The 14921-nt window shown below is 71.1% G+C and carries 15 protein-coding genes; 9 read left to right on the top strand and 6 right to left on the bottom strand.

Annotation, left to right across the window (positions count from 1 at the left end; translation table 11 throughout):
* Positions 1 to 150 precede the first annotated feature (150 nt).
* A complete protein-coding gene (locus ABD708_RS04765) occupies positions 151 to 804 on the top strand; it encodes an NAD(P)-dependent oxidoreductase (protein ID WP_344752135.1) in 654 nt (217 codons plus the stop codon).
* A gap of 43 nt (positions 805 to 847) precedes the next feature.
* On the opposite strand, the gene ABD708_RS04760 is transcribed toward ABD708_RS04765, so the two are convergent.
* Positions 848 to 2287: an MFS transporter gene (locus tag ABD708_RS04760; protein ID WP_344752134.1), complete on the bottom strand. Its 1440-nt coding sequence runs from the start codon at positions 2285 to 2287 to the stop codon at positions 848 to 850.
* A 52-nt stretch (positions 2288 to 2339) separates the two neighbouring features.
* Here ABD708_RS04760 and soxR point away from each other — a divergent pair, with 52 nt between their 5' ends.
* A complete protein-coding gene (soxR, locus tag ABD708_RS04755; protein WP_344752133.1) occupies positions 2340 to 2804 on the top strand; it encodes a redox-sensitive transcriptional activator SoxR in 465 nt (154 codons plus the stop codon).
* A gap of 44 nt (positions 2805 to 2848) precedes the next feature.
* On the opposite strand, the gene ABD708_RS04750 is transcribed toward soxR, so the two are convergent.
* The gene (locus tag ABD708_RS04750) at positions 2849 to 3496 is read right to left on the bottom strand and encodes a class I SAM-dependent methyltransferase (protein WP_344752132.1); all 648 of its coding nucleotides are present in this window, start codon (positions 3494 to 3496) and stop codon (positions 2849 to 2851) included.
* 66 nt (positions 3497 to 3562) lie between these two features.
* On the opposite strand from ABD708_RS04750, the gene ABD708_RS04745 reads away from it, so the two are divergent.
* Positions 3563 to 4165 (top strand): helix-turn-helix domain-containing protein, encoded by a 603-nt coding sequence (locus tag ABD708_RS04745; RefSeq protein WP_344752131.1) that lies wholly within the window; start codon positions 3563 to 3565, stop codon positions 4163 to 4165.
* 189 nt (positions 4166 to 4354) lie between these two features.
* Positions 4355 to 4798, top strand: coding sequence for a MarR family winged helix-turn-helix transcriptional regulator (locus ABD708_RS04740; protein ID WP_344752130.1), 444 nt, complete (start codon positions 4355 to 4357; stop codon positions 4796 to 4798).
* A gap of 195 nt (positions 4799 to 4993) precedes the next feature.
* Here the strand turns inward: ABD708_RS04740 and ABD708_RS04735 are convergent, their stop codons facing one another.
* From ABD708_RS04735 to ABD708_RS04725, 3 genes are read right to left on the bottom strand one after another with little or no spacing between them, the layout of a single operon-like run.
* Complete coding sequence (locus ABD708_RS04735; protein ID WP_344752129.1) at positions 4994 to 5986, bottom strand: sensor histidine kinase; 993 nt, start codon at positions 5984 to 5986, stop codon at positions 4994 to 4996.
* A complete protein-coding gene (locus ABD708_RS04730) occupies positions 5983 to 6648 on the bottom strand; it encodes a response regulator transcription factor (protein ID WP_344752128.1) in 666 nt (221 codons plus the stop codon). The genes ABD708_RS04735 and ABD708_RS04730 overlap by 4 nt, the downstream gene beginning before the upstream one ends.
* Before the next feature lie 49 nt (positions 6649 to 6697).
* Positions 6698 to 7900, bottom strand: a complete 1203-nt coding sequence (locus ABD708_RS04725; protein WP_344752127.1) for a MarP family serine protease — start codon at positions 7898 to 7900, stop codon at positions 6698 to 6700.
* A 50-nt stretch (positions 7901 to 7950) separates the two neighbouring features.
* Here ABD708_RS04725 and ABD708_RS04720 point away from each other — a divergent pair, with 50 nt between their 5' ends.
* Complete coding sequence (locus ABD708_RS04720; RefSeq protein WP_344752126.1) at positions 7951 to 8811, top strand: LLM class F420-dependent oxidoreductase; 861 nt, start codon at positions 7951 to 7953, stop codon at positions 8809 to 8811.
* Positions 8812 to 9011: 200 nt separating this feature from the next.
* Here the strand turns inward: ABD708_RS04720 and ABD708_RS04715 are convergent, their stop codons facing one another.
* Positions 9012 to 10109 carry a VIT1/CCC1 transporter family protein gene (locus tag ABD708_RS04715; RefSeq protein WP_344752125.1) on the bottom strand — a complete coding sequence of 366 codons (1098 nt, stop codon included), beginning with the start codon at positions 10107 to 10109 and terminating at the stop codon, positions 9012 to 9014.
* Between the two features lie 142 nt (positions 10110 to 10251).
* Between ABD708_RS04715 and ABD708_RS04710 the strand changes: the two genes are divergently transcribed.
* The 4 genes from ABD708_RS04710 (at position 10252) to nadC (ending at position 14906) form a co-directional block, all read left to right on the top strand.
* On the top strand, positions 10252 to 10983 hold the full coding sequence (locus tag ABD708_RS04710; protein WP_344752180.1) for an NUDIX hydrolase: 732 nt from the start codon (positions 10252 to 10254) through the stop codon (positions 10981 to 10983).
* A 28-nt stretch (positions 10984 to 11011) separates the two neighbouring features.
* A complete protein-coding gene (nadA, locus tag ABD708_RS04705) occupies positions 11012 to 12325 on the top strand; it encodes a quinolinate synthase NadA (RefSeq protein ID WP_344752124.1) in 1314 nt (437 codons plus the stop codon).
* A gap of 107 nt (positions 12326 to 12432) precedes the next feature.
* Entirely contained in the window at positions 12433 to 14061 is a 1629-nt protein-coding gene (locus tag ABD708_RS04700) for an L-aspartate oxidase (protein ID WP_344752123.1), read from the top strand.
* Positions 14055 to 14906, top strand: coding sequence for a carboxylating nicotinate-nucleotide diphosphorylase (gene nadC / locus ABD708_RS04695; RefSeq protein WP_344752122.1), 852 nt, complete (start codon positions 14055 to 14057; stop codon positions 14904 to 14906). Before ABD708_RS04700 ends, nadC begins: the two co-directional genes overlap by 7 nt.
* Positions 14907 to 14921 lie beyond the last annotated feature (15 nt).

Genomic DNA, 14921 nt, shown 5'->3' with positions numbered 1-14921 from the left:
CTCGAACGACCCGGTGGTCGCGTTCGGCCCCCTGCGTGGTCGCATATGGTCCGCTTTCCACACGGAAGCGGGCCATATGCGACCGAGGCACAACGACGTAACACGGAAGTCGAGAGGAATAGACGTGCCGCTTCGGCGGCTGATGCTGACATGACATCTATCGCGATCATCGGTGGCACCGGGTACTCGGGCGGCAACATCGCCGCGGAGGCGGTGAAGCGCGGCATCCGCGTCACTGCGGTTTCACGGCATGCACCGGATGCCCCGATCGACGGTGTCACCTACGTGCAGGGCGACATCACCGATCGCTCGTTCACCGACCGGCTCGCGGCGGACCACGACGTCGTGGTCGTGGCAATCCACGCGGTCGACGGCTCGAACCAGCCGGTACTCCCGGCGCTGGTCCCGGGGCTCGCCGAGGGCGCGGTCGCAGGCGGCGCGCGCCTCGCCTTCGTCGGCGGCGCGGGCTCGACGCACGAGGGTGTCGGCGGGCCCCGTCTCGTCGACCTCCCCGAGTTCGTCGAGGCCTACAAGCCCGAGGCGCTCGCACACGCCAGCGTGCTCGACTGGCTGCGCAGCGACGCGACTCCGGCCGGCCTGCAGTGGTTCTACGTGAGCCCGGCCGAGACCTACGGCGGCTACAACCCCGGCACCGCGATCGGCGGATACCGCACGAGCGCCGACACGGTGCTGCGGGATGCCGAAGGGAAGTCCGAGATCTCGGGCGCCGACTTCGCGCTCGCGTTCGTCGACGAGATCGAGAACCGCACCCACGTGAACCAGCGCTTCGTCGTCGGCTACTGAGCACAGGTCTGGGCCGCGCCCGTCGCCGACGGCGGGGTGCGGCTCACGCCCCTGCGCGACGCGCACCGCTGAGGCTTCCGACACGCGCCGAGGCACCGAGGGCGATCAGCGCGAGGACGGTGCAGAGAGCGAAGCACGCCGCGAACGGGATCGAGCCGCCGGCGCCCTGCAGCGCGGCGAACACCAGCCCGGCGAAGGCGACGGCGGCAGACCCGCCGACGGCATCCGCGATCGCCTGCGCCGAGCTGTTGAAGCCCTGATCGGCAGGCGTCGAGTAGCCGATCATCAGCACCGTGAGCCGGGGCAGGGCCAAGCCCATACCCAGGCCCGCGAAGAGGTACAGGCCGAACAGCCACCAGGCGGGCAGGCCGAGCGCGGCGACAGCCGTCGTCCCCGCCACACCGAGGACGATGGATGCCGCCCCCAGCACGGCCCAGCCGCGCTCGCTCGCGCGCGGTCCGAGCCGCCCCTGCGCCCAGGAGCCCGCCGACCAGGCGACGGCACTGCCGCTCAGCGCGAGCCCGGCGATCGCCGGACTGAGCCCGTAGCGGTCGATCAGCAGGTAGGGCACGTAGACCTCGCTCGCGAGCTCGGCCCCGGTGAGGAGCATGCGGGCGAGCAGCACCGCCGGCAGGCCCATGGCGAGGCGGAAGGTGCCGACCGGCATCAGCGGGCGCAGCGCCGCGACGAGCACCGCCGCCGCCACGGCGAGGACGATCCAGCGCAGGGTCGTGCCGAACTGGGTCGCGCTGCCGAGCACGAGCAGCGCGAGGGCGGCCGCGAGAGCCGCCGCGATGCGCGCGGGGCGCAGCGGTGCGGCATCCGCAGCCGGCGCAGCGCCCGTGTCGACGAGCACGCGGCGGATCATCAGCAGCCCCACGAGCGCCACCACGATCACGCCGAGGAAAACCCACCGCCAGCCGAAGGCCTGCGTCACGACGCCCGCGACGAAGGGTCCGGCGAGCGACGGCAGCACCCATGAGGTCGAGAAGCCGACGAACACCAGGGGGTGCAGGCGCGGCGGGTACCAGCGCGCGACCGCGACGTAGAGCGCGACCGTCAGCGCGCCGCCTCCGAAGCCCTGCACGAGCCGCCCGGCGACCAGCACGGGCATCGTCGGCGCGAGGCCCGCGATCGCGAGCCCGAGCACGAAGAGCACGACGGCGACCAAGAGCGGCCTCACCGGCCCGCGCCGGTCGCACCAGGCGCCGGCGGTCACCATTCCGACCACGCTGACAGCGGTCGAGCCCGCGAAGGCGAGCGTGTAGAGCGAGTCGCCGTGCAGCTCACGGGCGATCACCGGCATCACCGTGGTGACCGCCATGGCCTCGAAGGCCACGAACAGCACGAGCGCGCACATGCCGATGGTGATCCAGCGGAAGTGCGGGCCGAGCACGCCGTCGGCGCCGGCCTCGTCCTCTGCGGGTCGCAGTTCGGCCGTCAGGCAGGAGGCGTCAGTGTCGGCATCCGTCTCATTGGTCATGATCCGACGCTAGGACCTCAACTAACGTTGAGGTCAAGTGAAGGGGGTACGGATGCCTCAACTGGCGGGCGGCGCGCATCGGGTGCTGACCGTGGGCGAGCTGGCGGAACGCAGTGGCGTCGCCGTCTCGGCCCTGCACTTCTACGAGCGCAAGGAGCTCATTACCAGCGAGCGCAGCCCGGGGAACCAGCGCCGATACCGGCGCGACGCGCTGCGCAGGGTCGCGTTCATCCGGGTGTCACAGCGCGTGGGCATCCCGCTCGCCGACATCAAGGCAGCCCTCGACTCGCTGCCAGAGGGCCGGACACCGACGAAGCGCGACTGGGCGCGGCTCTCCGCGGTGTGGCGCGACGAGCTCGACGCGCGCATCGCCGCGCTCGAGCACCTGCGGCGCGACCTGACCGGATGCATCGGCTGCGGCTGCCTCAGCCTGCGCAGCTGCACCCTACAGAACCCCGGCGATGCCCTCGGCGACACGGGCGACGGAACGGGCGCGCGGCGCTGGGACGGCGACTGAAGTGGCCGGGGGACGCGCGCCTGAGGGCGCCGGTGCGATGCTGCTCAGGCTCGGCGGGCAAGCACGACGACATCCTCGAGAACCACCTGTCGCCCATCAGGCATGGTCGCCTGCCGCGCCCGCTTCTCGGCGATCAGAACCGACCACAGCTCGGGGTCGAGGTCGAGCTGAGCGACTTGCTCATCGGGACTGAGGAAGCGCTGGTCATGTCCGTCGGAGATGTCCGACGCGGGCGGAGGGTCCGCATGCGCCGTGATGAGCAGATGACCGCCATGCGCGACGCGCTCTGCCGCCTGCCTGAGGATGTCGGCCCGAGCCAGCTCGACGGGCGAATGGAAGAAGCTCGCGGTGACGAGGTCGTAGGCGCCCTCAGGGACTTCGGTGAGGTCGCCGGCGATGAAGCGCGCTCGTTCCGGCTCCAGCCCCTCCGCCTGCGCGGTCGCCGCCGCCCGGTCGATCGCCGTGCGAGAGATGTCCATCCCGGTCGCGGTCCAGCCATGCTGCGCGAGCCAGATGACATCGGCGCCCTCGCCGCAGCCGAGATCGAGTGCGCGACCGGGCAGAAGCGATGCGGCGACATCGGCGAGCACCTGGTTGACCTTCCCCGACCAGATCCTCTCGGAAGAGCTGTAGCGGTGCTCCCAGAAATCCGCGGGGGTCTGCCCGGACCGGTCCCCGTCGTGCGCGTGCATGCCTTCAGCGTGTCCGGCATAATGCGTCAAAGGCAAACTGGTTTGCAAAATTGGCAAAGGGGAATCGTGCGGGAGGAACTGCAGCAGGTGGGCGCGCGACTGCGTGCAGCTCGCCAGGCCAGAGGGCTGACGCTGGAGGACCTTGCCGGCGCCGCCGGAATGTCGGTCAGCACGCTGTCCCGTCTGGAGTCAGGCAAGCGACAGGCGAGTCTCGAGCTACTGCTGCCGCTGACGCGGCGCCTCGACCTGCGGATCGACGATCTGCTGGCCCCGCAGGCCGTGGACCCGCGGATACGGCGACCCGTGATCCAGCGCGAGGGACTCGTCATCGCACCGCTTGCACCGGAGCACTCGCCGATCTCGACCTACAAGATCACCTACCCCGCGTCGGGCGAGTTGCCTGCGCCTCGTACCCACGACGGCTACGAATGGCTGTACGTCCTGCACGGCAGACTCCGCCTCAGACTGGGTGAGCAGAATCTGGTGCTCACCCGCGGCGAAGCCGCCGAGTTCGACACGCGTATCCCCCACGCGATGAGCGCCGCAGGCAACCGCCCGGCGCAGATCATCAGCATCTTCAACGAGGCCGGGGCCCGTATCCACACCCACACGACTGTCGAGGGAGCGCCGTCCGAACCCTCACTTGATCGTCCTGCGCAGCAGCCCTAATGGAACTCGCAGAAAAAATCACGGATTGGTAACTAGACAGCGTTACCGTCCCGTTATATCTTCATAGAGCGTTAGTTGTTTGCTGTGGCAGCCAGCGCGGAATGTGATTGCAGGACACTCTTGGTGCAAGGGAGAGGCCCGAGGCTAACAAGCCTCGGGCCTCTACTTTTCCGCCCCTAGAGTGAAGGGGTGAGTGACGAAGCGCGCTCGGTCGCCGCATGGGAAGCGCTGTTCCGGGCACAGGTCGCCATCATGCGCCTCCTCGGCGCCGACTTCCCCAACGAGGACATCTCGTTCAACGAATACGACGTGCTGTTCACCCTGAGCAGGGCACGCGGGCGCAGCCTGCGCCTCCGCGAGCTCAACAAGTCGATCCTGCTCACCCAGCCCAGCGTCAGCCGGCTGGTCGACCGCCTCGCGGCCCGCGGGCTGGTCGAGAAGCTTCCGGATCAGCGCGATGCGCGCGGCACCGTGATCAGGCTGACGGATGCCGGCTACGACGTCTTCTACCGGGTGGCGCACGTACACGGCGGCTCGATCGACCGCATCGTCGGCACCGCGCTCGATGCCGACGAGCTCGCGACACTCACGGCGCTGTGCATCAAGCTGCGCGCGAACCTGCCGACCGGCTGAGCGAGCGCGGCACGGCGGTCAGCGCTCGTCATCCTCATCGACGTGCGCGACGAGCAGCAGCAGCGCGAAGACGGCGATCATCGCCGCGAGCGCGACCGCGGCGATGCAGATCATCGCGATGAGCAGTACAGGCATGGGATTCCTCACAAAGCGTTTCCCCTACGCTCGCGCGCGCCGTCTCAGAAACGGCACAAGCTACGCGCGCGGCAGCTCGAGCACGAAGGTCGTCCCATCGGGCCCCGTGTGGTCGACACGCACCGTGCCGCCGTTGCGAGCCGCGACGTCGCGGACGAGCGCGAGGCCGATGCCGAATCCGCGGCGGCGCGGCAGCCCTTCGGCATCCCCCGGGTCCGAATGCGCGAAGCGCTCGAAAACGCGCTCAGGTGCGATGCCGCGGATGCCTGGGCCGTGGTCGGTGACCGTGAGCGCCACGGCGCCGCCAGCCGCCTCACGAAGCCCGACCTCGACACGGCCGCCGTCGGGAGTGTGGGCCAGCGCATTGTCCACGAGGGCGGTGACGCACCGCCGGAAGCTCACGCTCGGCATCGCGACCGGCAACGATTCGGGCGCGCGCAGCTCGATGGCGACACAACGGTCGGCGGCGAGCAGGCGAAGCGCCTCGACGACGGTGGCGGCGTCGGCCGCGGCATCCGTCACCTTCTCCCCCTCGTTCGGCTCATCGCCGGCCGCAGCGAGCAACTCGCCGACGATGCCGATGAGCGCCGCCGTGTCGTCGCGCAGCTCGGCGACCGTGCCGGCGTTCGGGTCGCCGGCACCGAGGCGCCGCTGCAGCAGCTGCAGGCGCGCGTCGAGCACCGCGAGCGGGGTGCGCAGCTCGTGCGACGCGTCGGCGACGAAGGCGCGCTGCAGCGCCAGCGCGCGCCCCAGCGGCTCCACCGCGCGGCGCGCGATGAGCCAGCTGATCACGGCGGCGAACAGGATCGCCCCGACGCCGATCACCGCGAGCGCGACCAGCACACCGCCCGCGTCGATGTAGATCTTGTCCTCGCCGGGCGCCTGCTTCTCGGCGAGTTCGCTCGGCTGCGACTGCCAGATCACGAAGATCACGGCGAGGATGACGATGAACACGACCAGCGCGACCGTGGCGATCGAGATCTGACGGGTGACGGATGCCGCGGCGCGGCGCACCGCCAAGGCATCCGTGTCCCGCGTGCGGCGTGCCGTCACAGCGTCCCCAGGCGGTAGCCGCGGCCGCGCACCGTCACCACCACGGTCTCCTCGGTCTTGCGGCGCAGGTAGTGCACGTAGGTGTCGACGGTGCCCGGCAGGTCGGTCGGCGTGAACACCGCTTGCAGGATCTGCGCGCGGCTGAAGGTGCGCTGCGGGCTCTCGGCGAGCAACGTGAGCAGCTCGGTCTCCTTCGGGGTGAGCGCGACGGGGCCGATGTAGGGCGACTCGATGATGCGGTCCTCTGGGAAGAAGTCCCAGGTGCCGACCGTGAGCGACGCCTCGTTCGATGTGTAGCTGCGGCGCAGCGCCCGCAGCCGGGCGAGCAGCTCGGCGAACTCGAACGGCTTCACGAGGTAGTCGTTCGCCCCCGCGTCGAGCCCCTCGACACGGTCGTCGACCGTGCCGAGCGCGGTGAGCATGATGACGGGGGTGCCGATATGCGCACGACGGATGCCCTGCACGAGGCTCACTCCGTCGAGGCCGGGCAGCCGGCGGTCGACGACCATGACGTCGAACTCGTCGGCGAGGGCGGTCTTGAGGGCCTCGGCGCCGTCGGCGCGATGCGTCACGTCGTAGCTCTCGCCGAGGTACTCGAGCATGATCGGGGCGAGTCGCTCGTCGTCTTCGACGAGCAGCAATCGGGGCTTCCGCTCGGTCATGCCTTCATGATCCGCGGATTCCCGCCAAGAAGCAGTAAAGAATCGCGGATCAGCCCGCTGTGCACGCCCCCGTCGAGACCGGCTGCGTCAGCGTCGGCGCCTTCGCGAGCATCGGCCGCACCTGGGCCATCGTCAGGGCGTAGCCGGTCTCGGCATCCGTCGTCGACATCGCGAACACGACGCCGGCCACGTGGCCCTTGGCGTCGAGCAGGGGGCCGCCGGAGTCGCCCGGCCGCACCACGGCGCGCAGCGAGTACACCTGGCGGGTGACCGTCTTGTCGTCGTAGATGTCCTTGCCCATCGCGTTCACGGTCGCGCGCACGCGTCCCGGTGACACGGTGTAGGCGCCGCCGCCCGGGTAGCCGGCCGCGAACACCGCCGCCCCGTCCGCCTGCTGGGCGCCGTTCTGCGCGAGCGGCTTCGCGTCGAGGCCCGGCACGTCGAGGATCGCGAGGTCGGTCTCGGGGTCGTAGCCGACCACGCTCGCGCGGAGCCGCTCGGTCTTGCCGTCGACGAGCACGGCAGTCGTGCTCGAGCCCGCCACGACGTGGGCGTTGGTGACAACGCGCTCGGATGCCACGACCCAGCCGCTGCCCGAGGAATCCGTGCCGCACGTGGGCTCGTCGGCGACGACCTCGACGATCGACGGCGACGCCGCGCCGACCGCGGCCGGCACCGAGCTCGGCGGGGCGGCGACGCCCGGGATCTGCTCGTGCCCCGGCTCGAACACCTTCGGCAGGCCGGCCGCGGCGATGGTGTCGTCGACCTTGCTGAACACGCGGCTGGCCGGGACAGGTGCGATGTCGTCGAGCGCCGCGACGATGCGCGACGCGTCGACCAGCTGCGTCGCCGGGCGGAATCCGGTGCTGGTGATGAAGCCCGCAGCGAGCCACACGACGACGGCCCAGGCGAGCGCGCCGAACACGGCGCCGAGCACCGCGTCGAGTCCGCCGGCGACGGGGATCGGCCGCACGGCCTTGCGCACGAGGTTGCCGATGGTGATGACGATGATGGCGCACACGGCGGCGATGGCGAGCACGGCGGCCAGCACGATGAGGTTGCGCTGCCACGGCTGCACCGCCGTGAGGGTGTTCACCGCCTCGATCAGCGCGGGGGTGAGCTGCAGCGCGATCCAGAAGCCGATGAGCCAGCCGATGAGGGCGGCGAGGCCGGTGATCACCCCGCGGCGCGCGTAGCGGATCACCGTGAGGACGCCCGCCGCGGCGAGCACCAGATCGACGATCAGCTGCATGGGCTCAACTCTTCCATCCGCGCCTGTGCATCCGGCGTAGCGTGACGAGCATGGACCTCGGATTCCACCTTGCGCAACTGACCTTCGGCTCAGGGCCGGCCGAGCTCGGCCCCACCGTAGCCCGCATCGCCCGCGACGCGGAGGACGGCGGCATCGCCCGCCTCACCGTCATGGACCACTTCTGGCAGATCGGCGCCTACGGCCCGCCCGAGCGGGACATGCTCGAGGCATACACCTTCCTCGGATTCCTCGCCGCGAACACCTCGAAGGTGCTGCTGCACACCATGGTCACCGGCGTCGTCTACCGCGAGCCGGGCGTGCTCGCGAAGGCCGTCTCGACGCTCGACGTGCTGTCGGGCGGGCGCGCAGGGCTCGGCATCGGCGCGGCGTGGAACGAGGAGGAATCGCGCGGCCTCGGCATCCCGTTCCCGCCCATCGCCGAGCGCTTCGAGCGTCTCGAGGAGGCGCTGCAGATCGTCCTGCAGATGTGGAGCGACTCCGACGAGCCGTATCACGGCCGGCACTACCAGCTCGGCCGCACCCTGTCGGTGCCGGCGACGCTCTCGCGGCCGCGGCCGTACCTCATCATCGGCGGCGTCGGCGAGCGCAAGACCCTGCGCCTGGTCGCGCAGTATGCGGATGCCTGCAACTGGTTCGCGCACGCCGACTTCCCCCACCTGATCGACGTGCTCAAGGGGCACTGCGACACCGTCGGGCGCGATTTCGACACGATCGAGAAGACCGCGCAGGGGCGCATCGATGAGAACACGACGCGCGATTCGCTGCTCGCCGAGCTCGAGCGGCTGCGCGGCTTCGGCGTGCGCGCAACCTACTTCTCAAGCCCGCTCTCCGACCCGTTCCGGGCGATCGAGCTGCTCACCTCGGTCACGGGCGAGGTCAAAGACTGGTGACGGATGCCTGGCGCGGTGTCGCCAAGCAAAGGACGGGCCCCGTTCCGATGGAACGGGGCCCTCTCTCCCCACAAACCGCGCCCAGTGCCCGTCGACCCTCAAGAGTCCCCTTATGCCGGGATGGTTGCGTGCACGTCTATTACAACGACGGAGTCGAGCATTCCGCATCCCGTTGACACGCCGGATGCTGGACGCTAGGTCTAGCCCGCCGTGGTGCCGAAGAGCAGACCGAGCAGGTAGGTGACCGCGGCCGCCCCGTAGCCGATGGCCAGCTGCCGCACCGCGCGCCACAGCGGCGACGAGCCGGAGAGCAGTCCGACGACCGCCCCTGTGCCGAGCAGGGCGAGGCCCACGAGCCCCGCCGAGACGGCGACGGCGCCGAGACCGCTCATGCCGAACAGGTAGGGGATGACGGGCACGATCGCGCCGGAGGCGAAGAAGCAGAAACTCGAGAGCGCGGCGCCCATTCCGGTGCCGACGGCCTCGTGCTCATCCGTGGGCGAACCGCCCTCCGGCGACAGCGCGGCGGAATTCGTATGCATGCCCCAGATCAGCCGCGCCGCACTCGTGCGCGCCTGCCGCTCGGTCATGCCGCGGCTGCGGAAGACCAGCGCGAGCTCGTTCTGGTTGACATTGAGCTTCTCGATGGCGTCGCCGACCTCGGGGTTCGGGGTCGAGGCGGAGAGCAGCTCGCGCTGCGAATGCACCGAGACGAACTCGCCCGCGCCCATCGAGAGCGCGCCGGCGAGCAGGCCGGCGATGCCGGTGAGCAGGATGACGTGGGTCGAGACGCCGCTCGCCCCGACGCCGAGCACGAGCGAGAGGTTGCTGACGAGACCGTCGTTGGCGCCGAACACCGCGGCCCGGAAGGTGCCGGAGATCCGGTTACGGCCCCGCTCGGCGAGCGCCCGCACGACCTCCTCGTGGATCTGCTCGTCGGCGGCCATCTCGGAGGTGGCGTCCGGGTCGTCGGCATAGGGCGAGCGCGACTCTGCGCGCTGCACGAGCGCGAGCACGAACACCGAGCCGAGGCGCCGGGCGAGCCAGCCGTAGACGCGGCTGCGGAGACCTGGGCGCAGCGGCTTGCCGACGCGGGGGCCGAGCAGGTCGAGCCAGTGCTGCTCGTGACGCGACTCGGCGTCGGCGAGCGCGGTGAGGATATCGCGCTCCTCGCCCTCGCGGCGGCTGGCGAGATCGCGGTAGACGGATGCCTCTGCCCGCTCGTCCGCAAGGTAGCGCCGCCAGCGGCGCAGCGTGCGCTCGTCGGGCGTCTCTGGGCGGGATTCGAGGGTGCTCATCGGGTGACAAGCATTCCATGCGCAAGCGGCGGCGCGACAGGTGCGCGCACAGGGTTCAGCGCAGTCATACTTCATTAAGGTAATTTCGACATTAACTGCTATACGAGGTTATGGTGTGCATGACTTGAAGGAGGAGCGGCGAATGACGGATGCCTCGCTCGCGGTCTCGACCGTGATCTTCGCGCTGCGCTCCTCCGGCCGGTTCGGCGAGGACGCCGGCGAGCGAAGGCTGTGGCTGCCCCTCGTGCGGCGCATCCGCGAGCCCTTCGACGGGAAATGGGCGCTGCCCGGCGGCCCGCTCGGCGCGGGCGAGGGCCTCGCCGAGGCGGCCACCTCGACGCTCGCTCGCACGACTGGGCTCAGCCCCCGCTACCTCGAGCAGCTCTACGCCTTCGGCGACCCCGGCCGCTCGGGCGAAAACGCAGGCTCTGCCGATGGCGCCGCCTGCGGCGGCCGAGTCGTCTCGGTCGTCTACTGGGCGCTCGTCGGCGACGAGGAGGCGCGGGCGGCGCGCGTCGGCCAGAACGTGCGCTGGTTCCCCGCCGACGAGCTGCCCCCGCTCGCCTTCGACCACGAGCTCATCGTCGAGTACGCGCTGTGGCGCCTCAGGAACAAGGTCGAGTACAGCCGCATCGCCAGCGCGTTCCTCGGGGGTTCGTTCACCCTCGCGCAGCTGCGCGAGGTCTACGAGGCGGTGCTCGGGCGCGCGCTCGATCCCGCGAACTTCCGCCGTCAGATCGAGGCGAGCGGGGTGCTGGAGGACACCGGCGAGGTGCTCACCGGGGTGCGGCACCGACCGCCTCGGCTGTACCGCTACAACGAGGCCGTCGACCTCGCCGACCAGGGGCCGCTGGGGCGGCTCGCTCAGAAGTGAACCGAGAGAACACGGGAAGAAGCAACTGATGACTCTGCTCGACGACCGCGCTGCGGCATCCGTCACCCGCACCATCGCGGGCATCTCGAACGGCGCGCTCGCGGGCGAGACCTGCGCGCCCGAGCTCGCCGACGGGCCGTGGGCGTTCGACCTGGGGATGCCGGGGTACGGGCCCGGCGCGTCGCAGGGCGATGTGCTGCCGGGCGGCTCCCCCGTGCAGGGCGAGCTGCCGGAGCGGTATCGACGCGCGTCTGCCGAGGAGCTCTCGGAGTGGATCGCCGCGGCGAAGGCATCCCTCGGCTCCCGCGTCGCCGTGATGGGGCACTTCTACCAGCGCGACGAGGTGGTGCAGTACGCGGACTTCGTGGGCGACTCGTTCCAGTTGGCACGGGCGGCGCGGTCGCTTCCGGATGCCGAAGCCATCGTCTTCTGCGGCGTGCACTTCATGGCCGAGACGGCGGACATCCTGACCGGGCCTGAGCAGGCGGTGATCCTGCCGAACCTCGCGGCCGGGTGCTCGATGGCCGACATGGCCGACATCGACTCGGTGGAGCAGGCGTGGGCCGAGCTCACCGCCCGGTTCGGGGATGCGCCCGACGAGTCGGGGCGGGTGCCCGTGATCCCCGTGACGTACATGAACTCGTCGGCGGCGCTCAAGGCGTTCTGCGGCGAGCACGGGGGCATCGTGTGCACCTCGTCGAACGCGGCGACCGTGCTCGAGTGGGCGTTCGAGCGCGGGCAGCGGGTGCTGTTCTTCCCCGACCAGCACCTCGGGCGCAACACCGCGAAGGCGATGGGGGTGCCGCTTTCGGCGATGCCGCTGTGGAACCCGGCGCGGGTGCGCGGCGGGTTGACGGATGCCGAGCTGGATGCCTCGCGGGTGATCCTGTGGAACGGATTCTGCTCGGTGCACAAGCGCTTCACGGTGGCGCAGATCGAGGCCGCGCGGGCGGCACACCCCGACGTGCGCGTTCTGGTTCACCCGGAGTGCCCGATGGAGGTCGTCGACGCGGCAGACGGCGCCGGGTCGACCGACTACATCGTGAAGGCGATCGCCGCCGCGCCCGCCGGGTCGGTCTTCGCGATCGGCACCGAGATCAACCTCGTGCAGCGGCTCGCGGCGGACTACCCGCAGCACGAGATCTTCTGCCTCGACTCGGTGATCTGCCCGTGCTCGACGATGTACCGCATTCACCCCGGCTACCTCGCGTGGGTGCTCGAGGAGCTCGTCGCGGGGCGCGTGGTGAACCAGATCTCGGTGTCGGAGCGGGTGGCCGCCGGGGCGCGGGTGGCGCTCGAGCGCATGCTCGCGGCGCGGCCCGACACGACGATGGCGGCATGAGCGTTGGCTAGCGGAAGGGATTCGGTCAGCGCTCCGGTGTGTCGGGTGCCTGGCACGGCGTGTTGCGCGGAATCCCTTCCGCGCGAGTTGGTCAGGGGCGGCGAGCGATGCGCGTGATCGTCGTCGGGTCCGGGCTCGGCGGTCTACTGACCGCAATTGAGGCATCGGATGCCGGCGCCGAGGTGCTGCTCGCGACGAAGGGCGCCCTCGCCGAGGCGAACACCACGCACGCGCAGGGCGGGGTCGCCGCGGCGCTGTGGTCCGACGACTCGGTCGCGGCCCACGTCGCCGACACGCTCGCCGCCGGGGCGGGGCTGTGCGACCGCTCGGCTGTGGAGGTGCTCTGCGCCGAGGGGCCCGACCGGGTGCGCGAATTGATCGCGCTCGGGGTGAGGTTCGACCGGGACCATGGCGGCGCGGGTGCCGGGCTCGCGCGCGGGCTCGAGGCCGCGCACTCCGCGCCGCGCATCGTGCATGCCGGGGGCGACGCGACCGGGGCCGAGATCGAGCGGGCGCTCATCGGCGCGGTGTCGGAGCGCGGAGGACTTGTGCGCCAGGGGAGGACCTCTTCCGGGGAATCGTCCTCAGGTGCTGCACATGTCCTTCGGAACTCGAGGCGGGTGACCGTGCGCGAGCACACCGCTCTGGCCGAGCTCGTCGTCGACGACGGCCGGGTCGTCGGGGTCGAGCTCGCCGACGGCACGATCGAGTTCGCCGACGCGGTGGTGCTCGCCACGGGCGGCGCGGGCCAGCTCTATGCGCACACCACGAACCCCGCCGTCGCGACCGGCGACGGGGTCGCCGCCGCCTGGCGCGCGGGCGCCGAGCTCGCCGACACCGAGTTCTACCAGTTCCATCCGACGGCGCTGGCCGCCCCCGGCTCGTTTCTGATCTCCGAGGCCGTGCGGGGCGAGGGCGCCGTGCTGCGCAACGCCCGCGGCGAGCGCTTCATGCTCGACATCCACCCCGACGCTGAGCTCGCCCCGCGCGACGTCGTCGCCCGCGGGATCGCGGTGGAAATGGCTGCTCAGGGTGGCCGGCCGGTCGTGCTCGACGCGACCGCGCTCGGGGCATCCGTTCTCGCGCGCCGCTTCCCCACGATCGATGCCGCCACCCGCGCGGCTGGGTTCGACTGGGCACGCGAGCCGATTCCGGTCACGCCGGCCGCGCACTACTGGATGGGCGGGATCGCGACGGGGCCGTCCGGCCGCACGAGCCTGCCCGGCCTCTGGGCCGTCGGCGAGTGCGCGTCGACAGGGGTGCACGGCGCGAACCGACTGGCGTCGAACTCGCTGCTCGAGGCGGCGGTCTTCGCGCATCGCGCGGCGCGCGATCTCCTCGCGGCATCCGCACCCGATGGTCGAGTAGCGCGAAGCGCGTATCGAGACCCTTCCTCGCCCGGGAGGGGTCTCGATACGCCGCCTCCGGCGGCTACTCGACCACCGGGAACGGAGGCAGAGGGGTTCTCGCGCGGCGCGCTGCAGGAGCTCATGTGGGAGTTCGCCGGGGTGCAGCGCTCGGGCGAGGGGCTCGCGCATGCGGCATCCGTTCTCTCCACCTGGAACGCGACCGACCTTGAGGACCGCAACCTGCTCGACCTCGCCCGCGTCGTCGTCGACGCGGCGCTCGCGCGCGAGGAGTCGCGCGGCGCGCACTACCGCACTGACTTCCCCAGCCCGCGCCCCGAGCTCGCGCGTCGACGCCTCACCTCCCGAGAAGGAGCCCCCGCATGCTGACCACCCGAATCATCGACACCGCCGTCGCCGCGGCTCTCGCCGAGGACGCGCCGTGGGGCGATGCGACGAGCGAGGCGGTGATCCCGCAGGCGGCGACCGCGACGGCGCAGCTCGTCGCCCGCGAGTCGGGCGTGTTCAGCGGGGGCGAGGTGTTCGCGGCGGCGATGCGGCTGACCGACCCCGCTATCGCGACGACGCTGCACCTCGGCGACGGGGAGTTCTTCTCGGCGGGCAAGGTGCTCGCCGAGGTGAGCGGTCCGGCGCGATCGGTGCTCACGGCCGAGCGCGTGGCCCTGAACTTCGCGCAGCGCATGAGCGGCATCGCGACGCTCACGGCGCGCTACGTGAACGCCGTCACCGGCACGCGGGCGCGCATCGTCGACACGCGGAAGACCACCCCGGGGCTGCGGCCGTTCGAGCGGCACGCCGTCGTGAACGGCGGCGGCCACAACCACCGCTACTCGCTGAGCGACGCGGTGCTCGTGAAGGACAACCACCTCGCCGTGCTCACCGCCGGCGGCCTGTCGGTGACGCAGGCGCTGCGCGAGGTGCGCGCCCGCATCGGCCACACCGTGCACCTCGAGGTCGAGGTCGACCGCGTCGACCAAATCGAGGCAGTGCTCGCCGCGGGGGTCGACACGATCATGCTCGACAACTTCAGCCTCGACGAGCTGCGCGAGGGCGCCGCACTTGTCCACGACCGGGCGAACATCGAGGCCTCAGGCGGCGTCAACCTCGACACCGTGCGGGGCATCGCCGAGACCGGCGTCGACCTGATCTCGGTCGGCGCGCTCACCCACTCGACGCGCGCGCTCGACCTCGGGCTCGACGTGGTGCTGTCGTGAGGTCTGCGGCGGGGC

Origin of the sequence: Gryllotalpicola koreensis, assembly GCF_039538185.1 — a bacterium.
GTDB classification, from domain to species: Bacteria; Actinomycetota; Actinomycetes; order Actinomycetales; family Microbacteriaceae; genus Gryllotalpicola; species Gryllotalpicola koreensis.
The sequence above is the reverse complement of the archived record's forward strand: the minus strand, read 5'-3'. Positions and strand labels throughout refer to the sequence as shown.

Coding starts and splice junctions, on each gene's coding strand:
- nadA (WP_344752124.1), top strand. CDS start 11,012: ATGACTCTGCTCGACGACCGCGCTGCGGCATCCGTCACCCGCACCATC.
- ABD708_RS04750 (WP_344752132.1), bottom strand. CDS start 3,496: ATGCACGCGCACGACGGGGACCGGTCCGGGCAGACCCCCGCGGATTTC.
- ABD708_RS04760 (WP_344752134.1), bottom strand. CDS start 2,287: ATGACCAATGAGACGGATGCCGACACTGACGCCTCCTGCCTGACGGCC.
- soxR (WP_344752133.1), top strand. CDS start 2,340: ATGCCTCAACTGGCGGGCGGCGCGCATCGGGTGCTGACCGTGGGCGAG.
- ABD708_RS04715 (WP_344752125.1), bottom strand. CDS start 10,109: ATGAGCACCCTCGAATCCCGCCCAGAGACGCCCGACGAGCGCACGCTG.
- ABD708_RS04765 (WP_344752135.1), top strand. CDS start 151: ATGACATCTATCGCGATCATCGGTGGCACCGGGTACTCGGGCGGCAAC.
- nadC (WP_344752122.1), top strand. CDS start 14,055: ATGCTGACCACCCGAATCATCGACACCGCCGTCGCCGCGGCTCTCGCC.
- ABD708_RS04710 (WP_344752180.1), top strand. CDS start 10,252: ATGACGGATGCCTCGCTCGCGGTCTCGACCGTGATCTTCGCGCTGCGC.
- ABD708_RS04720 (WP_344752126.1), top strand. CDS start 7,951: ATGGACCTCGGATTCCACCTTGCGCAACTGACCTTCGGCTCAGGGCCG.
- ABD708_RS04700 (WP_344752123.1), top strand. CDS start 12,433: ATGCGCGTGATCGTCGTCGGGTCCGGGCTCGGCGGTCTACTGACCGCA.
- ABD708_RS04730 (WP_344752128.1), bottom strand. CDS start 6,648: ATGACCGAGCGGAAGCCCCGATTGCTGCTCGTCGAAGACGACGAGCGA.
- ABD708_RS04725 (WP_344752127.1), bottom strand. CDS start 7,900: ATGCAGCTGATCGTCGATCTGGTGCTCGCCGCGGCGGGCGTCCTCACG.